This is a genomic window from Providencia sp. PROV141, from assembly GCF_028481645.1.
GTDB classification, from domain to species: domain Bacteria; phylum Pseudomonadota; class Gammaproteobacteria; order Enterobacterales; family Enterobacteriaceae; genus Providencia; species Providencia rettgeri.
In genome coordinates this window covers 81389-102716 of the sequence record NZ_JAMPPR010000019.1, presented here as the reverse complement: position 1 = coordinate 102716, position 21328 = coordinate 81389, and the positions used below count along the sequence as shown (strand labels likewise).

The window sequence follows — 21328 nt, the reverse complement described above, 5'->3', positions numbered from 1 at the left end:
TTTATTTTCAAAACTTATTCGACTTGCAGCCAAACATTACATGTTTGTCAGTAGTCTAGAAGAATAAAGCAAAATTACCCTTATTTTTATCATCGATAAATTACGGCTTAAAAAGCAAAATTAATAAGAAAAACTTACTCATTTAACGGGTGGTTTATCTTAACATTTCATTTTATTCAATCAGTTAAATGATTTTTCATCATTTTATATGACCTATAGTTAAATTTTTGATGGGGAGGATCAAATAAAATCACCTAAATTTAAATTGTTACGGCTTTATACTTTTTATTACAAAAAACATTTATAAATAAAATCAGTTAAATAGCATGATGATTCAACTTGATTATAAAAAGAATAAAAAAGCACAATTGTAATTTGACTTAAAGTATGTAAAGTTCCGTATATTACTTCATTTCAAACCAATACAATTAATAATTCTAATGATTTTAAAACGTAATTTTAGCTATAGATCGATTTTACTTACCTTTTGTCTCCCTGCGGTAGCCAATGCATCACTTTTGAAACCCGATAACACAGACAACTTGTTTAATCGTCAAATTCAGCATCAACAAGCTCAACAGCAACAGTTTGACGCGAAAGCTCCAGATGTCAGCTTATTGCCTCCTGTGGTTAAAACTCAGCTTAAATTTCCAACGGAAACGCCGTGTTTCACCATTGAACATGTTTCTATAACAGGACAGGAAAGTTTGCCACATTGGGTTCCCATTAAACGATTAGCCAATCAAGCGGTAGGTCATTGTATTGGCGTTGAGGGGATTAATTTATTAGTTACTGATGTACAAAACCGTTTAATTAGCCACGGTTGGATCACCAGCCGTGTATTGGTTCCTGAACAAGATTTATCAACGGGTGTTCTTCAGTTAGTTGTCATGCCAGGTAAAGTACAAAAAGTCATTTTTACCGATGACTCATCACAATACAGTACGCTGTATACCGCAATACCTGCCCATTCAGGTAATTTATTGGATCTGCGAGATATTGAGCAAGGCTTAGAAAACCTACAACGTTTGCCAACCGTGCAAGCGTCGATGGAAATGGTACCCGGAGATGGCCCCGGTGAAACTCAGATTGTGATCAAGCGCGAACAGTCACGTTATTGGCATGCAGGAGCTTGGGTTGACAACACAGGCTCAAAAAGTACGGGAAAAAACCAAGCGGGTGTAATGCTAGCATTGGATAACCCAACGTCGCTTAGCGATCTTTTTTACCTTACCGCGACTCGCGATTTAAGCTTTTCCAGTGATAAAGACACCACCAACTACAGTGCCCATTATTCAGTACCGTTTGGTTATTGGCAGTTTGCCACCACAGCGAGTGATTATGAGTATACGCAAACTATCGCTGGTGCCAATAATGACATTGAATACCGAGGTAAAAGTAAAAGCCTGAATTTGCAACTGAGCAATACGCAAACGGTGGATGGCAAAAATGAAAGTAAAGGTAGCTCAATCGGTGCAGGGCTAAGCACGGGCGGTTGGAATGTCAATGCGAGTGTGAATAAAGGCAGCGGTTTTGAAAAGGGTGACAGCCAGTTCTACACCGATACGGAAGTGACCGCGGGCAAACAATTGACCCTCAACAGCGGCAAAGACACCACGCTGATAGGTGCACACGCGAGTGGGGAAACCGTTAAAGCCAATGTGGGCGGGGATTTAACTTTATCGAGCCAACAAGTTACTGATAAGTACGACTCAAAGCAACAGAGTGGCAGTGTGTCTGGCAGTATTGGAAGCGGGTTGAATACCAGCGCTTCGGTGAATGCCAATAAAACCGAGATGCACAGCGATTATCAATCGGTAGATAAACAAACGGGTATCAATGCAGGTAAAGGCGGATTTGATATTACGGTGGGTAATCATACACAACTTGATGGGGCGGTGATAAGCAGTACCGCAGAGGCGGATAAAAACACACTGGATACGGGCACGCTGGGCTTTGGAGATATCAAAAACAAGGCCGAGTACAAGGTGGACAGCCAAAGTGGCGGCTTTAGTACAGGGGGCTCGCCATTTGCGGATCAGCTCGCCGGTAAATCAACTGTCCGGCTTGGCGAGTGAGGGTAAAGCGACTACCTACCTCAAACCCCATCTCTTTCAGCCACTTACCGCTTAACGTGAGTTGTGGGTTGGGGTTACCGCGGTTCAGGGCGTAACCCACTGTAACCTGTCTGGTTTTGACCACTTCTTCTTTAGTCGTCGGTGTTTTTACACGACAATCGCGCTTAGCCATAGTGATGACTTTCCCTCCCACCAATTCACCTCTAGTCTTCTCTTGGTTGGTCGTCATATCTAAACAATAACCAATTATATCTTGGCCTTAGGGCTTTAAATATTGATGTGCTTATACGGTTTTTTATCTCCCAGTGAGAAAAATTCTCCCGTTCCAATGACTGACAAGTATGACTCGAAGCAAACCAGTAGCTGCGCAGGTAAAGGCGGCTTTAGTACAGGGGGCTCGCCATTTGCGGACCAGCTCACCGGTAATACGGCGGGCTCCTTGCTGACCAATGTGAACAACAAAGGTAAAGACAGCAATACGACCCACTCAGCGGTATCGGAAGGTGAAATTGTTATCCGCGATAAGGATAATCAAAAACAAGATATCAACGACTTAAGCCGTGATACAGACAATGCCCATGAGAAGCTGAATACGATTTTTGATAAAGAGAAAGAGCAAAAACGGATTGAGAAAACGCAGTTAGTGGGTGAATTAAGTAAGCAGATTACTGATATCGCGGTGACGGATGCAAGTCTTAGAAAATACTGGGACTTGCATTAATAAACTTATCTCCCACCAGCCAAATAGTAAATTAGATATTTTGATGTTAAGTGATTTTGTAATAAATTTTCAGCTAAAATAGAATCTATTGGATGCTATTAAAAACAAAGGAAGAAATCTATTTTTTAATTTATTTTAAAATAATTATTTTCGGAGATTTTTATTATTGTCTATCACATGGGTTATTAAAGACTCACCTGGAAAATCAGCCATAATTATTCCAACAGTACGCTTAGTATTTAGGTCATTATAATATTTTAACTTATCTCGAGTTAGGATATTTGTTCCCTCAAACGAAATAGTACAAATGCCAGCACAAGATGTTCTTGGAAAATCTGGATAGCTGTCTTTCCATCCAGGCGTAGTTAAGCCAGTAGAAAGACGGGGGGCTGATGTTCCAGGAGATGAATGCCCGCTTGCAACAAAATAAGGAAATGAACCACCGGAGCCACTTAAATAATTAATATATATTTTATTTTTATTTCCATTGGTTGCTCGTTCTAATTGGTTCTTTATTATTTCCCATTTTGAGTATAGATCCCAATTTGTTGTTAAATGAAACTCATCCTGTGTATCCGTAAGTCCATAGTACAAACCATAATTATGAAAGGCATCACTATTGCTGAGGATCATGTATCTCCCTCTAATATCACCTAATTTTGTACTCATAGATTGCAAGTCAAAATATTTATCTTTATGTAGTTCAATATAATATTCTAATGTTTTACTTATTGCGCGGGTGTTGCTGTCGTCAGATTCTATTTCTTTTTTTAATCTAAATAGAACTGTCTCAGAAGGGTTTTTCGATAAAAAAGTGTCAATAGAATTCATAAAATCACCAAACATAACATCAAGAAAAACGTTACCATGATGTAGAGCAAACGCATTATTTGTATGTCTAATTCGGATATCAAAGACTCTAATGCCATATTCTAATTGCTGATCAAAATTGAGTGTTTGTGTTGATACGCTATCAACAAAATTTTTATATGCGGCACTATCATGAGTCCCTGGTAATGCTATCTCAGAAAGCATGACATCATCTCTGAGAGTATCCATCCATTTGGATTTTGTGGTAAATCCATCAGTTGCATTTCTGTAATAAGCAGAATCTAAATGGGCTAAAATTGAAGGGCTAAATATTAATAAGAGTAAAAGATATAGTCTATTTTTCATTATGAACACCTTTAAGTATATTAAACAACGTCGTTACTATAACGACAAGAATATTCACAAATAAAAAATTAATGCATAATAAAAAATAAAAGTAGCGTATATATATTATATGGTTGTTTTTTTGTTAAATGAATACAGATTTTATTTTAACTACTTATTATTTTTCATACGTGTACTTTTTTATGATTAAGTTTAACTCAACCAATTGATTTTAAGGTAATATTTTAGTTATCAATAATATTGAACAACTAATGGATAAGAGGTGATATATTATCTGAAGAATCACTTCAGTATGTTAGTTCAAAAAATGTATAAAAAGGTAGCGTATAATGCCTCATATCTTGCAGTTAAATAGTGATAATTTCTCAAGCACACTTTACCCTCTAGGGCAGGAGGAGCGTCAAACGGTAGTTGCTTATTTTTCGGCATCTTGGTGTTTGCCTTGTAAAAATATGTATCCTATTTTCACTAAACTTTCTGAGCATTTTCAACAAAATAATATTGTTTTTGGTCTTGTGGATATTGCTCAGTCACCCACTTTAGCGCCTAAATATGGTATAAAATCAGTACCGACAATTGCGATTTTTCAAGATACTCGTTTAATCGATATTATTGCTGGAGAAGTGTCATTTAATTGTGCATTAATGGTATTGAATAAAACACTTGGGAAGCGTTAATGCTCAGCGAATATATTTGAAAATAATGATAAGGCATTCACAATGCTAATACTGATATTGGAAGGGTTATTGATAGGTTGCCTACTTGGTTTAACGGGAGCTGGTGGTGGAATTCTTGCTGTTCCTGCTTTAATGGCAAGCCAAAATTGGAGTGTGGCATTAGCGGCACCAGTTGGTCTTTTAGCTGTTACAATTTCTGCATTTATTGGTGTAATTCAAGGTCTTATAAAAAAGAATATTCGCTATAAAGCGGCTATTTGGATAGCATTATTGAGTATTCCTTCTGCTAAGTATGGTGTTTATCTTGCCCATATTACCCCACCAGTTTGGTTAACACTTACCTTTAGCCTCGTTATGCTTTATGTTGGATGCCGTATATTTTTCAATCGAGCAGATGTGCAGAATGATGCACATTGTCTAATTAATAAAGAAACTGGAAAGTTTATTTGGAATACTAAAACGGCTTTAATCTTGGGATGCATTGGTGTTGTTACTGGGTTACTTACTGGGCTGTTAGGTGTTGGAGGTGGTTTTATTATTGTTCCTGCATTGCGAAAATTCACTAATTTAAATATGAAGAGTATTATCGCAACATCATTAATGGTCATTTTTTGTATTGGTAGTATTAGTATTTTTATTAATGTTTGGAATGGGTTCCAGTACCCTAAAGAAATTAGTCTTGTTTTCATTGCTTCTTGTGTTATTGGTTTATTAATTGGTCGATTAATAACTCATTATATTTCCAATAAGACTACCCAAATATTATTTTCAAGTGTTGTTATCTTTGTTGCTCTATGGTTGATTTCATCAGTATTGATTGAATTAAATATTATTTAAAAATAGATTTTAAATATCAAACAATTAAGTGGTTTTTTATAATTCATGCGGCATGTGTCACTATTTTGAGTTATCAGTCATTTATTCTCCTTAATGAAAGTGAAATTGATTTATCTTCAAGCTCAAAGAGGTATAATGAATAATCGCATTTTTTCTACTCGGATAATAGCAAAATGAATTGCTAATATATTCTTCCGGGTAATCATTAAAGGTTGACTAGTATAATTATGACAAAACAAGATAGCTCAACAACGATAATTGATATAGCCAAACGTGCTAATGTAACTGATATTACAGTCTCTAGAGCATTTAACCATCCTGAGATGGTAAAGAAAGAAACTCGAGATAAAATATTAGCTATTGCACAAGAACTCAATTATGTTCCAAATCTTTTTGCGCGTAATCTGAAAAATAAAAATAGCCGTATAATAGGTGTGGTCACTGACAGTACATTTAACCCATTTTATGTGGTACTTATTCAAACAGTTTCACGCTTAGCGAAAGAAAAAGGCTATCAAGTCATGATTTTTGATTCAGATAGCGATGAAAAAGCAGAAAAAACAGCAATTGAAACGTTAGTCAGTTACAAGGCGAGTGGCATTCTACTATCGCCAGTTCGTGACGATAAAGACTATCAACCAAGTTACTTATCATTAATTGACCAACATAATGTACCTTTGGTTTTTGTTGACCGTTCAATTTATGGTTATCAAAATAAGTATTCGGGTTTATTCTTGAAAAACTTTGAAATAGGCGCCTTAACAGGGAAGTTTCTTAACCAACAAAATAGTGAGAATACACTTATTGTTTCAGGGCCAGAAGGTTCAGAAATTAGTTTATCTCGTTTAGCGGGTATATATGAAAATTTTCCAAATAGAAAAAATATTAACGTTTTATACAGTAGTTATATGTTTAATAAGAATGATGAAGATTATCTAAGGAAAAAAGTCCAAGAGCTGTACACACCTAATATGTATATCGTTGGGTTGAATGGAATTATTACAGCAGGAATGTATAAAATTATTTTAGAATTAGGCCTTTCATGCCGCTATTTTTCTGTTGATTTACCACCCTATGCAGATACTTACCATTTATCTATTTCTGGTGTACATCATGATTCGGTATATCTTGGGGAATTAACTACAGATTTATTGTTTTCTGAGATAGAGCGAGATTCACATAAAGATTATAAGACTAAACAAATATTTGTTGATGGGAAACTTGTTGTTTATTAATAAGAATCAGAAATAAAGTACACTATGATTTTTATGTGTACTTTAAAAAATTCGAGTTGTATTTGAGTGCAGTCAACACCTATACAACTTGAAGTATGATAAATATAAATAGGCAGGTAACAATACCTGCCTATTTTAATGGTTATGAAGAACTATTTATTTAGCGTTTCATTGAACTAATTAAGGTCGCTCCCCAAATAATTAAGCCTTTTACAATATATTGAACATAAGGTGAAATACCTAATAAATTTAAACCATTATTGAGTACACCTAAGATCATTGCGCCAATGAGTGTGCCAATGATCATACCACGGCCCCCTGCGATTGAAGCGCCGCCGAGTACGACCGCAGCAATAGCATCTAACTCAAAGCCTACCCCTGCGTTGGGTTGCCCGCTCATTACTCGAGAGGTAAATATTAACCCAGCGAAAGCCGCAGTAAAACCGCTAATGACGTAAACTAACATTTTATAACGTTCAACGCGGATACCACTGAGACGAGCGGCTTCTTCATTACCGCCTATCGCGTAAATATAGCGGCCAAAAGAGACATGATTTAGTACAACATAGAAAATAAGATAAAGGCCAAGCATTAATAAAATAGGAACTTGGATCCCCATTAATTCTTCACGTCCCCAAAAAGCAAACTCTTGAGGTAATCCTGAAACTGGATAGCCACCGGTATAAATTAAGGCAAGGCCTTTAGCAATAATCATGGCACCTAAGGTGACAATGATGGGCGGCATTTTACCATAAGCCGCTAAAATTCCATTAATAAAGCCAAAAGCAACACCGGATAATAACCCCAGAGCAATGGCAGCATAGGGATCCATTCCATAATATTTCATTAAGCCAGCCATCAAGGTTCCAGAAAGTGCCATAACAGCACCAACGGATAAGTCAATTCCACCGGTTAAGATAGCAAATGTCATACCGATAGCGATAATGGCATTAATAGACACCTGACGAGCAATAGTCGAAAGGTTATTTACAGTTAAAAAATGTTCATTAAAAATGGACATGCAGACAAATAAAAGAATTAAACCAACAAGTGGTAAAAATGCAGGTATTTTAGTTAACTTAGAAAAACTAAATTTATTTTTAGTTAATGGAATTGCACTTTGATTAGACATAGTCGTTATCCTATATAATATTGCCGGCCGCATGTACCATAATCTGAGTTGAGTTTATTTCGTCTCCAGTTAACTCAGCGGCAATTTCGCCATCTCGAAAAACCAAAACCCTATCACTGACACCAATAACTTCTGGTAGCTCCGATGAAATCATAATAATGGAAATTCCTTTTTCAGTTAGAGAGCGCATTAACTGATAAATTTCTGATTTTGCCCCAACATCAATTCCTCGAGTGGGTTCGTCGAAAATAAGAATTTTGGCTTGTTTATTTAGCCAGCGAGCAATAACAACCTTTTGCTGATTTCCACCACTTAAAGTAGAAACTGCAGTGTGAGGCTCTGGTGTTTTAACTTTTACTTGGGAAATTAGATCAATAGATAAAGTGAGTTCTTTTTTATTTTGAATTAAAAATAATTTTTGAGCATGATTGTTTAACCATATATTCTCTTTAACAGAGAAGGGCAATACAAGACCTTGGGTTTTTCGGCTTTCGGGTAATAAACCGATACCTAATTGCAGCGCAGCCGCAGCCGATTTAACTTTAACTTCTTTGCCTTCTAAAATAACTTTTTTCTTGTATGCTTTATCAGCACCAATCATGGCAAGAATAGTCTCTGTACGGCCGGAACCGACCAACCCCGCAAGCCCTAGAATTTCACCTTTTTTTAATTGAAGGTGGTTAGTTGGGCTATATGAAAAACGCTGAACTTCAGCATCTAAGATAACTTCTTGTTCATTAAACTGACGTTTATGAGGATAAATATTTTCAACTTCACGGCCAACCATCATTTCGATAATAACGTCTAAATCTGTTTCATCAACCTTACGTGACCCAATATATTGTCCGTCACGCAGTACACTGATGGTGTCACAGATTTCATAAATTTCTTCTAAATGATGTGAAATAAAAAACATTCCAACCCCTTTAGCTTTTAAATCACGCATTACATCGAATAAATGATTTGCCTCATTGGGTGTTAATGTTGCAGTTGGTTCATCTAATACTAAAATTTTAGCGTCTAAAGACAATGCCTTTGCGATTTCAACAAACTGCTGTTCCGCGATACTTAAATGGCTAATAGGTTCATCAATATTAATGTTGACACCCAGCTCAGCTAAGATTTCCTGTGATTTTTTTCGCATTAATTTTCTATCTAATAAACCAAACTTATTTTTTAACTCTCGATTTAAAAATATATTTTCAAAAGCATTTAAATAAGGAATAAGAGAAAATTCTTGGAAAATAATACCTACGCCAGCTTTGATTGCATCTCTGTAGTTATGAAAGGTGTGCTCTTTGCCTTCAATCAGGATTTGTCCGCTGTCAGGTTTATGTATTCCACATAACACTTTCATTAGCGTTGATTTACCTGCGCCGTTTTCACCTAATAATGCGTGAACCTCTCCTTTTTCGAGGGAAAGATTAATATTATCTAACGCCTTAACCCCAGGGAAAGTTTTGCTGACATCTTTTAATGCTAATAATTGCATCATATTGCTTCCCTATATTTCTCAACTGCCTAAAAATGGGTAACAAAGCCATTGGGAATTTTTATTCCAATATGCATTTAATAATTAATATTTATGAAAATGTATTGCACCGAACATCAGAAATATAGGTGCAATACATCAGTTATTGATAACTAGCGATTACCAGTGGAAATCTTTTGCATTGGTTTTGTCGATCAATTTAACATCAATTGGGACTTCTTTAGGAACATTGGCACCCCAGTATTTTGCTAAGCCCATTGCTAAACCAATACGCACTTGGTCACGAGGGAATTGCGCTGAAGTTGCAATAAATGGAGAGTTGCCTTTGGCAATTTCAGCAACGGCTTCAGGAGAACCGTCAACACTCACTAATTTGACATCACGACCAGAAGATTCAATCGCTGCTAGTGCACCTAAAGAACCGACATCGTTAACACTGAAGATCCCATTGAGAGTTGGGTTCGCTTGCAGCATATTTTCGGTAACGTTCATCGCGGTATCACGTTCTTGTTTACCGTTCAATTTAGTTACAATTTTAATATTTGGGTATTCTTTCATCGCTGCTTCAAAGCCGCGAACTCGCTCAAGAATTGGCACAACAGGGATACCATCTAAAATAGCCACTTCACCTTTGCCGCCTAATGCTTCACCTAAACGTTTACCCGCCATTAAGCCAGCATCATAGTTTTTAGAACCGACGAAAGAGTCAATCGGGCCATTTGCTTGGGCATCAATAGCGATAACCACAACGCCCGCTTTTTTCGCAGCCAGTACAGCCGTTTCTGCACCAACGCTATCGGCCGGGTTAATTAGCAGAATATCGATTTTTTTCTGTAACATGTCTTCGATATCACTGGTTTGTTTTGATACATCATGAGCCGCATCAGAGATGTATAGTTGTGCACCCATATCACCCGTTGCGCTCTCTAAGGCTTCCTTCATGGTAACAAAATATTCATTGTTTAATTCTTGAAATGACATACCCACTGAAACTGGCTTAGCGGTAGCGTTAAAAGCCATACCTAAAGTCAGTACACTTGCAGCTACAGCCAACTTTTTAAATTTACTCAGCATAAGATGTTCTCCTAAAAGAGCGTTTAATTATATGTAGGGTTTTTACTTGTTTAGTGTTTATTTGAATTATCAATTATTACTACCAGTTAAAAATATGTTTATGGCTTGATGACGACTTTAATTGAGTCTGCCGATTTCGCCATGACAAAGGCTTCTTCCCAATCATCGATGGAGTAGAAGTGGGTAACGATATCATCAGCGCTAACTAAGCCACGGCTAAATAGGTCAATAGCGACTTCATAACTATATGGGCCTAAGTGAGCTCCGCGGATATCAAGTTCTTTGCGGTCACCAATGATTGACCAGTCAACGGTTGTTTCTTTACCAAACACGCTAAACTCAACGAAACGACCAAGCTTACGGATCATTTCTAGTCCTTGAGTAACACCAATTGGGGCGCCAGTTGCTTCAATATAAACATCACAGCCATAGCCTTCCGTCATATCTTTGACTAATTTGATGGCATCTTCTTTTAGTGGATTGATAACAACATCAGCACCAAATTTTTTCGCTAATTCAAGACGTTCATCAATCGCATCAATAACCACCAATTTTTTCGGTGTTTTTAATTTGGCGACTTGGATCATGCATAGCCCAAGTGGGCCTGCACCAGCAATGACGACGACGTCATTTAAATCGATATCACCACGGCGTACGGTGTGGATAGCACAAGCCATCGGTTCAATTAATGCGGCATCTTTATCAGACAGTTCATCAGGGATTTTGTGGATAATGGCACGCTCTGAAAAACGCATATATTCAGCCATACCGCCATCGGCAACTTCTTTTTGGAAACCGTAAATATCATGGGTTTCACACATCCAGTATTTGCCTGATTTACAGAAACGGCATTCCCAACATGGAACAATTTGCTCAGCTAAGATGCGGTCGCCTACCTTTAATTTGAATTTTTCAGCAGAACCCTCACCGAGTTCAGCAACGCGTCCGTAAAATTCATGGCCAGGAACAACAGGTGCTTTGATCCATGGGTCATCACCCCAGAACATTTGAGCGCCATCATTGGCTTTACAGTCGCCAGCGCAGATCCCACATCCATCAACTTTGATGACAACTTCTCTAAATCCTGGTGCCGGTCTTTTAATGTTTTCAAAGCGATAATCATGTGGCCCATGACAAACAACAGCTTTCATTTTTTCAGGTAGGTTACTCATGTTCTAAAACCTCTTTCTAGTTGTTAACCCTAATGTTGACGTCAACATTAAGCGTTTTTTTATAACGCATTTGCTTTAGTTTTTTTAACGCTTAACTATCAATAATGATATGTATGTAAGAAAAATGGTTGTTTAATGTTATAGAGAAAATAAATTCTTTTTAATATGACGACGTCGTCATTTTTGAAAGTATGCATTTAAAAAACTAAAATTTGTGATTTAACCCCTAATTTTAGTCACCTGATTGAGTACTTTCATTGGAAAATGAGACTGTCAAAAGTGAATTTGTAACATAATGAAAATTATAATAAAAATCTTATTTCATTCCTTTTTTCGTTTTTCAAGAAATGAATCTGAAGCCGAGTATAATTATTTTAACTATTTTCAGAAGTGGATAATTTATGCAAAAACATTTCAGCTCACATTTTTATATGAAAACAAATTAAAGTTACATTAAATAAAGAGAAGTGAAATGGTTAATAGAACGTTATTTTTAATTTATAAAATATAATTTAAAAAATTAAATAGAGTAATGAGGCATTTTTTATGTGTTGTTTGTTATGTTTTCTTTGCAGATATACCTAATAGACATTGAAAAGGACATTAAAAAAATAGCTTTATACTTTGTTATTGTATTTTGCCAATCTTGCAAAGTATAAAGCCAAACAGAGCCAAGGTTTAACTTCATTTTGTCAAAAAAATCATTTTGTTATCTTGTTGTAAATATGTGGATGCCTCACATCCTTATGTTAGACAATCATTGGTGCAATGATAAAACCGAAGGCGACACCTGCAATAATTCCACCTAGGCCTGGTAACATAAAAGGATGATTTAAAATATATTTTCCAACCCGAGTAGACCCTGTTGAGTCGAATTCAATTGCTGCTAATGATGTTGGGTAAGTGGGTAAGACAAATACCCCGGTGACGGCGACAAAAGAGGCCAAAATTGCCCATGTGGGAACATCTAAGGCAATAGCTAACGGAATAATTAATGGTGTTGTGGCACCTTGTGAATACAACAATGCACAGGTAAAAAATAGAACTAAAGCTAATAAAATAGGATATGCAGATAACACATCTCCAGCTATCGCTTTAATTTGGTCCATGTGTGCATCAACAAATGTCGTCCCTAAGGTGACAATACCCAATATCACCGCGAGTGAACTCATTCCTGAACGGAAAGTGGGTGCGAGAACGATTGAGTTTGGTGATGTTTTACAGAATATTACCATCAAACATGCAGCACTTAACATGCAGATGATAATAATATCGCGAGTACCCATAGGCTTGCCGATATCAAAGCCGGGGCGCAACTGCGGAAAGGCAGCAAGGATGACAATTGCGATAGTGGCAATGATAAACAAGACAACTGAAAGCTTTTCTCTGGTCGTGCTTTCACCTGTTTTTTCTTGGTATTTATGTACTAAGCCTTTTTGTAAGCGCTCAAGATAAACTTCATCGTCTTCTAGTTCACAGCCTTGGCGTGATGCGATAAATGCCGCAACCATGGCTGCAACAAAAGAGGCAGGTAAGCAGACTGACATGACAACGATGAAAGTAACGCCATTGCCTTCCATTATTGTCAACATTGCTGCCATTGCGGCGCTGATTGGTGAACCTGAAATAGCAATTTGTGATGCAACCACTGAGCCTGCTAATGTTCTGGATGGCCGAATACCTGAATCTTTTGCGATTTCGGCTATCACAGGTAGCATAGAGAAAACAATGAAGCCTGTACCAGCCATGATAGTCATCACCCAAGTGATGATTGGCGCTATAATATTCAGGTACTTAGGGTTTTTACGCATGAACTTACTGGCGAGGCGTACGAGATAATCCATTCCACCCGCAGCTTGTAATGCAGATGCTGCTACCACGACGGTCATAATAATCAGAATTACATCAACAGGTGGGGAGCCAATAGGTAGACCAAACCCGATGGTTAAAACGGCTAATCCTAATCCACCGCAGAGTCCTATACCAATTCCCCCCATACGTATACCGAAGAATATTGCGCCTAATACAACAATGATTTCTAGCCAAACCATAATCGTCTCCAATAGACAATATATTGTCATTAGTAATATTAAAAATTAATTTTTGATATTTGATATAAAGTTAAATATTTTTATTTATCATTAAATTTTGTTTTCCGACTCTACTTTCATACCAGTGAATACTTGCTCTGACTAAGGTACTGGTTGAGTCGATATATTTATCTGGATAATTATTTATTTCATTTTCAAGAATGACGGGAACTTCAGTACAGCCAAGAACAATAATTTCTGCACCTCGGGAAAATAATGCCTCAGCTTGTTTTTTCATAATGGACTCAGCCATTTTTTTATTCCCTGATTTTAATAAATAAATGCTTTCCATAACATTGTCTTGGCTTTCTTTATCAGGGGTAATGCAGTTTAAATGCTTACTCTCTATATTTTTTTGATACAACCCCATATACATAGTGGCATTTGTTGCAAGTAATCCGATGTTTTTTTTCTTGGTTGCTAGCACTTCTTTCATTGTCGTCTCAACAATACTTAGCATATCGACGTGGCAAATATCTTTCAGTTCACTAAACCAATAATGTGCGGTGTTACAAGGAATAACAATACATTCTGCACCTGCATTTTCTAATTTTTTTAGATAGTCTGTCATTAAAGGTAGAGGTGATTCACCATGGTTTAATAGCGCCTCTGTTCGATCCGGTATATCAGGAATAGATGATATAATTAAAGGGATATGCTCTTGATCTCTATTTGCTACGGTATAATTAACGAATTTATTAAATAAATCTACAGTAGCGGCAGGTCCCATACCACCTAATACACCAATTAAACCTTTCATTTTAATACCCCTGCATTTCATTAGCCTTTTTATAAAATAAAAATCAATAAATGCTTATCTTTCTTCATTTATTTAACATATCGGTTGGCATTATAATAATTATTAACTTAAATATTACTGCCTAACCTATGGTTAATATTTATCAATGTTTATCTCGGATGAGAAATGCAAGTAAGTATGGGTTGATGCAAGATATGCATTAAGTTTTTTATTCAAAATAAAATTATTTTAATAAATTGCTCTGAGAGCCTGAATAGACTAGGTTTTATGGTGTGCATAAATTTAATAAAATTAATTTTTGATTTTTGTTAATGTTTTAAATAGTAGGGCTATGCATAATACAAATAATGTAACTACAAATTCGGTTTGGTTGTTTAACTAATTATTAACTTAAAATATCAATAAAAATACTTTTAATTTCTTATATTTTAACAGCAAGTCAATTTAAGGCTTAATAAGATGAAGAATATAGAAACAAAATGGCTATATGATTTTTTAACACTAGAGTCGTGCCGACATTTTTCTCATGCAGCAGAACAACGAAATATTTCTCAGCCCGCATTTAGCCGCCGTATTAAAGCTTTAGAGGAAGCTATTGGCGTTGAATTATTTGATAGAACGACTTCCCCTTTACAGTTATCCGAAGAGGGAAAAATTTTTCATTCTCAAGCGCGTAGTTTATTACAACAACTGGAATGTAACTTAAATGAATTATCCGGCCACAATGTATTGAGTCTACCAAATATTAAAATTGCTGCTGCTCATTCGTTGTCATTAACATTACTGCCTAAATTAGTCCATGGGCTGTCCGGTTATGGTGAGGAGTTTGTTTACCATGTTGAAGCCATTGATGTCGTACAGGTTGTCAACGCATTGAGAGAAGGGAAGAGTGACTTTATTATCTCATTTTATGATGAAGACCTCATGCAATCTCCATTTTCCTCATTGAATGTATTTGAATCTGAATTATACCCAATCTGTGCCGCAGATGAGCATGGTAAGCCACTATTTGATATCTATCAGCCTCAAGTGCCGTTGTTGAATTACACAAGTGCTTCATATATGGGAAGGTTAGTTAATCGTCGATTAAGTGAATTTGGTACGATCAATTCGAAAACACTTTTTATGTCATCAATGAGTGAGTTATTAAAAAATATGGCGTTGGATGGCCATGGGATAGCATGGTTGCCCATTTATTCTGTAGTGAATGAATTGAAAGAAAAAAAACTCGTTTGTCTGGATACGCCGGAATTAACGATACCTATCCAAGCTTATATCTACCGTATGGATACACGGCTAAATAAAACTGCAGAGGACTTTTGGCGTATTTTAAAAAAGAATATTCCGGAGGATTTACGGCACTTATAGTGTCGATGGGTAATTTATAGATAAATAACCTGCTAAAATAAACAGGTTATTTAAATAATTTACATTTTACTTAGCGAAAATATATCACTTTGAAAAAGAAAGAATTAGTGATCTAAAGAAACAGAATGGACATACTCCAACTGTTTTAAGGAACAGTAAAATTCAGGCAAAGTGATTTTTTGGCGTACTAATAGCTTTAAATTTACCTCGACGCGCTCTTTCTTGATATCTCTGATGGTGAGATTTTCAATTAAGTCTTTGTGACCTTTTAGGTACTCAATAAGCAAAGGGACACCTTTTTCATGCGTAAATAGCATTCGAACTTTAATTTTTCCTAGTTTTTGGTTTCTCATCTGAAATAAAGCAACTTGAGGACTGAGTTGTATTGCTAAGAAAAAAAGAATTGTAACGATGATAGCATGCCAGTAGAACCCTGAACCACAGGCAATTCCAACACCGGCTGAAGCCCAAACAATGGCTGCAGTTGTTAGACCTGAAATGGCATCATCACGACGATGCAATATAACACCAGCGCCTAGAAATCCCACTCCGCTAATTATTTGTGCAGCTAATCTCATTGGGTCGCTACGTATATTGTCAGAGATATTGGCGTAATACTCCGCTGATTGAATAGAAACGATGGTTAATAAACAGCTGGCAACGGCGATAATGACACAAGTTTTAAACCCAACAGGTTTTCCCTTTGATTCACGTTCTAAGCCAATTAAGCCGCCTAAAATGAAGGCGGCCACTAGTTTAGCAATACTTGATAGTGATAAAGGGCCAATGGTGTCAACAAACTGTATAAATAAATCCATGGCTTGCTCCTGACGTGACCTTACCCTTTCCTTAATTTTTATTGTGCTGCAACGCGATTTGCTGGTTTTTCGCTTTCCCCATTTTTCTTTTTAGACACATCGTCTTTAAAGAAGAAAATAAAGAAAACAGTGACAATCGCGGCGACGATAGCTGGGTAATGCCAGAATGTTCCCCATTGTGGTAATGCTGCGCTACCTGTTTCTGTGACAGTTGAATTAAAGATTTCACCACAAATTGTTGAAGCAAATAATAAGCCAAAGCCATTTGAAACAATAAAGCGTAAACCTTGAGCTTGCGCTCTGATCTCAGGTTTGGCTTTACGGTCAACGTAGATATCACCTGCCGTAAAGAAGAAGTCCCAACATAATCCTTGAAGCATCAATCCGAAAATAATGAAGTAGAAACCGGAATCTACTGCGGCATAGGAGAATAACATTGAGCGAATAATCCAACTTACCGCGCCAAGAAGTAAGGTGATTTTGAAACCGAACTTCATTAAGAAGAATGACAGCACAAACATAAATAGGACTTCACATGCAATACCAATTTGCATGATAGATGCCGCATTATCGAATCCAAGTGTTTTAATAAATACAGGGATATAAGCGGAGTAAGCTGTTTTCGGTATCATTAATACAAAGATACTAAACATTAAGATAGCGAAATAGCGGTCTTTAAATAATGAAAGTGCATCTAAACATAGAATATCTCTAGCGGAGAAAGGTTTACCTTTCGCTTTTGGTGGTGTATTTGGCAAAGTAAAGCAGTAGAAACCTAGTAATACAGCAACGGCGGATGCGATATACCAAGTCATGGTACTACCCGAGAAGCCCATTTCCCCTAATATAAATCCGATAGCCATAAAACCGAATGTGCCAAATACACGAATAATAGGGAAATATTTCACACCATTAATATGAGAGAAGCTGATGCTATTAGAAAGCGCAGTTGTTGGATAAAACAGTAGCCCAATAATAAAAATCATAAACAGGGTCATGCCGCTATTGTGTGCCTCAATAAATTGAGGCACACATAGAATAACGGCCGCATTAATTAAATGCAGTGTTCCCATTACTTTTTGTGAAGCAAAGAAACGGTCAGCAACCATACCAATAAATAAAGGGGAAATAATGGTGGCCACACCTAATAAAGCGTAAGCATTACCAATGATGTTTGCCATCCCATAAGTACTTAACACAAGTCCCATGGTCATATTCCATGCGCCTTGCATGAAATATTGCACAAACATCATGATCAGTAAGCGAGAGGTTATTTTCATATCCATGATTAGTTTTCCTCTTAATATGCTTCTAGCGTTAATCCGTCATAAGCAACACGGATATTATAAGGTGCACAAACCGCTTCTAATTCATCATGAAGTAATTTGCCACTATGGGAAATATGTGAAACAGCAATTTGAGTTTCTGAATGCAGGCAGCTTTGTTGCTGCAGTTTTTCTTTAGCTGCAAAGACGGTTTCTAGGCTCATATGATTATCTGTACGATTTTTCCCATTGAGCCCGTAAGTGCATTCAAATACGACGATATCAAGTTGTTTATTTTCCAACCATTTCCATGTTAATTCAGGGAACCAACCTGAATCATGTCCATAAAAAATAACTTTTCCATTTTTTTCAATATGATAGACATAGCAGAGTTCCCATTTGGCATGGTTTGCAAGTAATGGCGTAATTTTATAACCGTTTCTTTCGACGGTGACAAAAGGGATTAAACAGTGGAAATCGAAACGCTCTTTACTGTATCCGGGTAGAACGTCAAGGCAGCCATTAATTGCTCGGTCATTACCAAAAATATGTAATGGATGGTGAATTTCAAATCCATAACCTTCCATGCGGCTGAATAAATCGCCGACATTAAAATGGTCAGGGTGAGTATGGGTAAATAGTAAGCTTTCAAACTTAGTTGCATCCATTCCGTCACGCATTAACTGATAGCTAAATGTCGGGGAAACATCGATCAACATAAGATCATCCACAATCGCGGAAGAATGGGTTCTAATATCTTTTCCCCCAAGCTCTCTTGCTTTTTGGCAGTGCTCACAACGGCAGAAAGGATTTGGTATGCCTTCAGAAGCCGCGGTGCCTAAAAAGTGAAGTTTCATAATAATTACCTGTATTTTATAGTTTTATTTTGGAATTTTTGATCCCTGGTGTTGGTGTTCAAACAAAAAATAAGTCAATTTGAACGTTCCAATAATAATATCGGAAGTTATCATTGCCAATAAATGTTATTTAGATCAGTGATCTCATTCAAATAATATTTTTTATGGTGTTGATTATATTGATATTTAATATCGCATTGTAAAAGAAGGGTAAGAAAAGTAATCTTTATTTTGTTCGTTTGTTTTATAAACTAATTAAGGGTGGAACGTTCAAATTAATTATCGGTAGTCGCGATGAATAATTCAGGTATGCTATTGGCAGCAATAATCAAGGTGAAAAAGACAAATGGCAACAATCAAGGATATCGCAAAATTAGCAGGTGTTTCTCATGGAACCGTTTCTAATGTTTTGAATAAACGGGGAAATGTGAGCGTTGAGAAAATTGAAGCAGTCTATAAAGCCGCCAAGCAAATGGGGTATCAGTTAAATACACAAGCTCAATTATTGAGAACCAATAAGAGCCAGAAGGTCGCAATACTATTACCGCAATTGGTGTCTGATAAGTATGCAATATTTTTTAATTCATTTAGGCAATCTATGGCTCAGTATCCAGAGATAACTTATGATCTATTTTTAACGGATGATCTGGAAACGACAGAACTCGATGCATTACAAAAAATTGCGGCTGGCGGCTATAAGCAAGTTGTGGCAGTCAGTTGTTTGCAGGATGCCAGCATCTATTTTGACACCTTAAAATTAGCCGCTTCTCAAATTATTTTTATTTATCGTCAGCCTGCAAACGCTTACCACTTTTTCACATTGGATTACTCCCAGGCAGCTGATGCCATTTGCCAACAAATTGCGACAAGTCGAAGCCAGCTAGTGGGTATTTTTAGTGATGATCATGGCGATTTAGAGCACGCCACCTTTGTCAGTGAGTTACAAAATAACCTTAAACAGCAGGCTCCGAATAAAAAATTTATTATTATTCGTGCTTCTAATGATGAATCTTACAAGGCGGCTTTTGATTTTTTCTCTGAGGAGCAAATACCCGATTTATTTGTTGCTGAAGACATTGAAAAAGCTAGTTTTTTAACCCAAGCAAGTTTTTTTGGTAGTGAAGGTGATTGCCCTGCAATTTTTGCTTTAAGTGGTAACATTCCTCCGATACTAAAAGGGTTACATTGTTTCCCAATGAACTATGCACAATTAGGGTTGGAAGTGGTCGATGAACTGATGAGAGAAGATCACGAAAAGAAAACGGTGGGGAAGAATACTGTCTACGTTCGTAATCAAAGTGGTAACCTTTATACGGCAACATCGGCAATAATTACTGGCAATAAATCCGATCCAACCTTAAATTTACTTATTTTACCCAGCCCTTCAACAAACGCACTTAAAAAGCTACTGCCACATTTTTATCGACAAACAGGAATTAAGGTTAATTTAGCAGTTTATCCTTATGATGAAGTTTACCAAATTTTAGGGCAGCTCCACTTACACCCTTATTATGATTTACTACGTATCGATATGGCCTGCTTTCCTTGGTTTGCGGAACGCATCTTGCAACCGTTAGATAAAGTAGGGAATGGGGTGACTGATTTATTAAGTAACTTTTCCTTACCGACACAGCAAAAATTTAGTTTGGTGAGTGATACTGCTTATGCAATGCCATTTGATGCCAGCGCACAAATGTTATTTTATCGTAAAGATCTCTTTGAAGATCCTATTTTAAAAAGAATGTATTACGAGAAAACAGGACAAGAACTAATAGTACCGACTTCTTTTGCTGAATACGATCAGGTAACCCAATTTTTTACAGAGTTACATGAAGAAGGTGAGTTTTTAAGGCCTATCGGTGCATCAACGACGTTAGGCAGCGCAGGGTTAATTGCCACTGAGTATTTATTAAGGTATTACGCGGCAGGTGGAAAGTTAATAAGTAATGGTAATATTCCTAGATTAGAAATGCCATTAGCGGGTCAGGTATTAGATGAATACCTCCATCAGGTTTCTATTACAGAAAATATTCATAATAAATGGTGGAGCGAATCAGTCAATCAATTTGAGCAAGGGAAACTTGCTATGCTGATTGCTTATATGAACCTATTTAACGATGTTGCTCACAGTAATATTTTTCCTAAAATTGGTTTCGCCCCTGTACCAGGGGGAGTTCCTCAACTGGGAGGTGGGGCATTAGGGGTATCTCGCTATAGCCAAAAAACACATTATGCAGAACAATTTTATCGTTGGCTTTATTCACCAATAGTCATGGATCACCTTATTTTATTGGGGGGCAACAGTAATCATCAAGATTTCAGCCATAATCAAGAGGTTTGCTATCGCTACCCATGGATGCCACTGGCTTATCAAGAAATAAATCGAGGTATCCGTGAATCTTCAATTCCAAACGGTAAGTTGTTTAATTTGCGCCAAGCTGAAGTCATTATTGGGCAAGGAATTACTAACGTTGTGAATAAAATCATGACTATAGATGAGACGATTGAGTATATTAACCAGCGCTTATTGGTTGATACGCAAGGTGAGAGGTAAATAGCGGATTAATTGGTATTTT

General features: G+C 36.8%; 18 protein-coding genes. 7 read left to right on the top strand and 11 right to left on the bottom strand.

Annotated elements, in window-relative coordinates; all coding sequences use genetic code 11:
- Positions 1-440 precede the first annotated feature (440 nt).
- Positions 441-2078: a ShlB/FhaC/HecB family hemolysin secretion/activation protein gene (locus PSF09_RS14110; RefSeq protein WP_272684045.1), complete on the top strand. Its 1638-nt coding sequence runs from the start codon at positions 441-443 to the stop codon at positions 2076-2078.
- On the opposite strand, the gene PSF09_RS14105 is transcribed toward PSF09_RS14110, so the two are convergent.
- On the bottom strand, positions 2011-2250 hold the full coding sequence (locus tag PSF09_RS14105; RefSeq protein WP_272684044.1) for a SymE family type I addiction module toxin: 240 nt from the start codon (positions 2248-2250) through the stop codon (positions 2011-2013). The genes PSF09_RS14110 and PSF09_RS14105 overlap by 68 nt on opposite strands.
- A 102-nt stretch (positions 2251-2352) precedes the next feature.
- On the opposite strand from PSF09_RS14105, the gene PSF09_RS14100 reads away from it, so the two are divergent.
- A complete protein-coding gene (locus PSF09_RS14100; protein WP_272684043.1) occupies positions 2353-2799 on the top strand; it encodes a hypothetical protein in 447 nt (148 codons plus the stop codon).
- Positions 2800-2943: 144 nt separating this feature from the next.
- Here PSF09_RS14100 and PSF09_RS14095 read toward each other — a convergent pair whose 3' ends face one another.
- Complete coding sequence (locus PSF09_RS14095; protein WP_272665520.1) at positions 2944-3975, bottom strand: phosphatidylinositol-specific phospholipase C; 1032 nt, start codon at positions 3973-3975, stop codon at positions 2944-2946.
- 329 nt (positions 3976-4304) lie between these two features.
- Between PSF09_RS14095 and PSF09_RS14090 the strand changes: the two genes are divergently transcribed.
- From PSF09_RS14090 to PSF09_RS14080, 3 genes are all read left to right on the top strand, one after another.
- Positions 4305-4652 (top strand): thioredoxin family protein, encoded by a 348-nt coding sequence (locus tag PSF09_RS14090; RefSeq protein ID WP_272684042.1) that lies wholly within the window; start codon positions 4305-4307, stop codon positions 4650-4652.
- Positions 4653-4694: 42 nt separating this feature from the next.
- Positions 4695-5489: a sulfite exporter TauE/SafE family protein gene (locus tag PSF09_RS14085; RefSeq protein ID WP_210840188.1), complete on the top strand. Its 795-nt coding sequence runs from the start codon at positions 4695-4697 to the stop codon at positions 5487-5489.
- 227 nt (positions 5490-5716) lie between these two features.
- Positions 5717-6724, top strand: coding sequence for a LacI family DNA-binding transcriptional regulator (locus PSF09_RS14080; protein ID WP_210840189.1), 1008 nt, complete (start codon positions 5717-5719; stop codon positions 6722-6724).
- 160 nt (positions 6725-6884) lie between these two features.
- On the opposite strand, the gene PSF09_RS14075 is transcribed toward PSF09_RS14080, so the two are convergent.
- The 6 genes from PSF09_RS14075 to PSF09_RS14050 form a co-directional block, all read right to left on the bottom strand.
- Entirely contained in the window at positions 6885-7856 is a 972-nt protein-coding gene (locus tag PSF09_RS14075; protein ID WP_004905244.1) for an ABC transporter permease, read from the bottom strand.
- Between the two features lie 10 nt (positions 7857-7866).
- Positions 7867-9351 carry a sugar ABC transporter ATP-binding protein gene (locus tag PSF09_RS14070; protein ID WP_136134811.1) on the bottom strand — a complete coding sequence of 495 codons (1485 nt, stop codon included), beginning with the start codon at positions 9349-9351 and terminating at the stop codon, positions 7867-7869.
- A gap of 156 nt (positions 9352-9507) precedes the next feature.
- Complete coding sequence (locus PSF09_RS14065; RefSeq protein ID WP_370661211.1) at positions 9508-10368, bottom strand: ABC transporter substrate-binding protein; 861 nt, start codon at positions 10366-10368, stop codon at positions 9508-9510.
- A gap of 152 nt (positions 10369-10520) precedes the next feature.
- Positions 10521-11594 (bottom strand): zinc-binding dehydrogenase, encoded by a 1074-nt coding sequence (locus tag PSF09_RS14060; protein ID WP_210840190.1) that lies wholly within the window; start codon positions 11592-11594, stop codon positions 10521-10523.
- Between the two features lie 749 nt (positions 11595-12343).
- Positions 12344-13645, bottom strand: a complete 1302-nt coding sequence (locus tag PSF09_RS14055; protein ID WP_272665518.1) for an anaerobic C4-dicarboxylate transporter — start codon at positions 13643-13645, stop codon at positions 12344-12346.
- A gap of 70 nt (positions 13646-13715) precedes the next feature.
- Positions 13716-14444: an aspartate/glutamate racemase family protein gene (locus PSF09_RS14050; RefSeq protein ID WP_272665517.1), complete on the bottom strand. Its 729-nt coding sequence runs from the start codon at positions 14442-14444 to the stop codon at positions 13716-13718.
- 459 nt (positions 14445-14903) lie between these two features.
- Between PSF09_RS14050 and hypT the strand changes: the two genes are divergently transcribed.
- The gene (gene hypT / locus PSF09_RS14045) at positions 14904-15812 is read left to right on the top strand and encodes a hypochlorite stress DNA-binding transcriptional regulator HypT (RefSeq protein WP_004914205.1); all 909 of its coding nucleotides are present in this window, start codon (positions 14904-14906) and stop codon (positions 15810-15812) included.
- A 104-nt stretch (positions 15813-15916) separates the two neighbouring features.
- Here the strand turns inward: hypT and PSF09_RS14040 are convergent, their stop codons facing one another.
- The 3 genes from PSF09_RS14040 to PSF09_RS14030 are packed head-to-tail and all read right to left on the bottom strand — an operon-like array spanning position 15917 to position 18752.
- Positions 15917-16630, bottom strand: a complete 714-nt coding sequence (locus PSF09_RS14040; protein ID WP_210836947.1) for an MgtC/SapB family protein — start codon at positions 16628-16630, stop codon at positions 15917-15919.
- 38 nt (positions 16631-16668) lie between these two features.
- On the bottom strand, positions 16669-17916 hold the full coding sequence (locus tag PSF09_RS14035; protein WP_210836949.1) for an MFS transporter: 1248 nt from the start codon (positions 17914-17916) through the stop codon (positions 16669-16671).
- Positions 17917-17930: 14 nt separating this feature from the next.
- Entirely contained in the window at positions 17931-18752 is an 822-nt protein-coding gene (locus tag PSF09_RS14030; RefSeq protein ID WP_272684041.1) for an MBL fold metallo-hydrolase, read from the bottom strand.
- A gap of 346 nt (positions 18753-19098) precedes the next feature.
- Here PSF09_RS14030 and PSF09_RS14025 point away from each other — a divergent pair, with 346 nt between their 5' ends.
- Entirely contained in the window at positions 19099-21306 is a 2208-nt protein-coding gene (locus tag PSF09_RS14025) for an extracellular solute-binding protein (protein WP_272665514.1), read from the top strand.
- Positions 21307-21328: the final 22 nt, after the last annotated feature.

Coding starts and splice junctions, on each gene's coding strand:
- PSF09_RS14110 (WP_272684045.1), top strand. CDS start 441: ATGATTTTAAAACGTAATTTTAGCTATAGATCGATTTTACTTACCTTT.
- PSF09_RS14105 (WP_272684044.1), bottom strand. CDS start 2,250: ATGGCTAAGCGCGATTGTCGTGTAAAAACACCGACGACTAAAGAAGAA.
- PSF09_RS14095 (WP_272665520.1), bottom strand. CDS start 3,975: ATGAAAAATAGACTATATCTTTTACTCTTATTAATATTTAGCCCTTCA.
- PSF09_RS14090 (WP_272684042.1), top strand. CDS start 4,305: ATGCCTCATATCTTGCAGTTAAATAGTGATAATTTCTCAAGCACACTT.
- PSF09_RS14085 (WP_210840188.1), top strand. CDS start 4,695: ATGCTAATACTGATATTGGAAGGGTTATTGATAGGTTGCCTACTTGGT.
- PSF09_RS14080 (WP_210840189.1), top strand. CDS start 5,717: ATGACAAAACAAGATAGCTCAACAACGATAATTGATATAGCCAAACGT.
- PSF09_RS14075 (WP_004905244.1), bottom strand. CDS start 7,856: ATGTCTAATCAAAGTGCAATTCCATTAACTAAAAATAAATTTAGTTTT.
- PSF09_RS14070 (WP_136134811.1), bottom strand. CDS start 9,351: ATGATGCAATTATTAGCATTAAAAGATGTCAGCAAAACTTTCCCTGGG.
- PSF09_RS14065 (WP_370661211.1), bottom strand. CDS start 10,368: ATGGCTTTTAACGCTACCGCTAAGCCAGTTTCAGTGGGTATGTCATTT.
- PSF09_RS14060 (WP_210840190.1), bottom strand. CDS start 11,594: ATGAGTAACCTACCTGAAAAAATGAAAGCTGTTGTTTGTCATGGGCCA.
- PSF09_RS14055 (WP_272665518.1), bottom strand. CDS start 13,645: ATGGTTTGGCTAGAAATCATTGTTGTATTAGGCGCAATATTCTTCGGT.
- PSF09_RS14050 (WP_272665517.1), bottom strand. CDS start 14,444: ATGAAAGGTTTAATTGGTGTATTAGGTGGTATGGGACCTGCCGCTACT.
- hypT (WP_004914205.1), top strand. CDS start 14,904: ATGAAGAATATAGAAACAAAATGGCTATATGATTTTTTAACACTAGAG.
- PSF09_RS14040 (WP_210836947.1), bottom strand. CDS start 16,630: ATGGATTTATTTATACAGTTTGTTGACACCATTGGCCCTTTATCACTA.
- PSF09_RS14035 (WP_210836949.1), bottom strand. CDS start 17,916: ATGGATATGAAAATAACCTCTCGCTTACTGATCATGATGTTTGTGCAA.
- PSF09_RS14030 (WP_272684041.1), bottom strand. CDS start 18,752: ATGAAACTTCACTTTTTAGGCACCGCGGCTTCTGAAGGCATACCAAAT.
- PSF09_RS14025 (WP_272665514.1), top strand. CDS start 19,099: ATGGCAACAATCAAGGATATCGCAAAATTAGCAGGTGTTTCTCATGGA.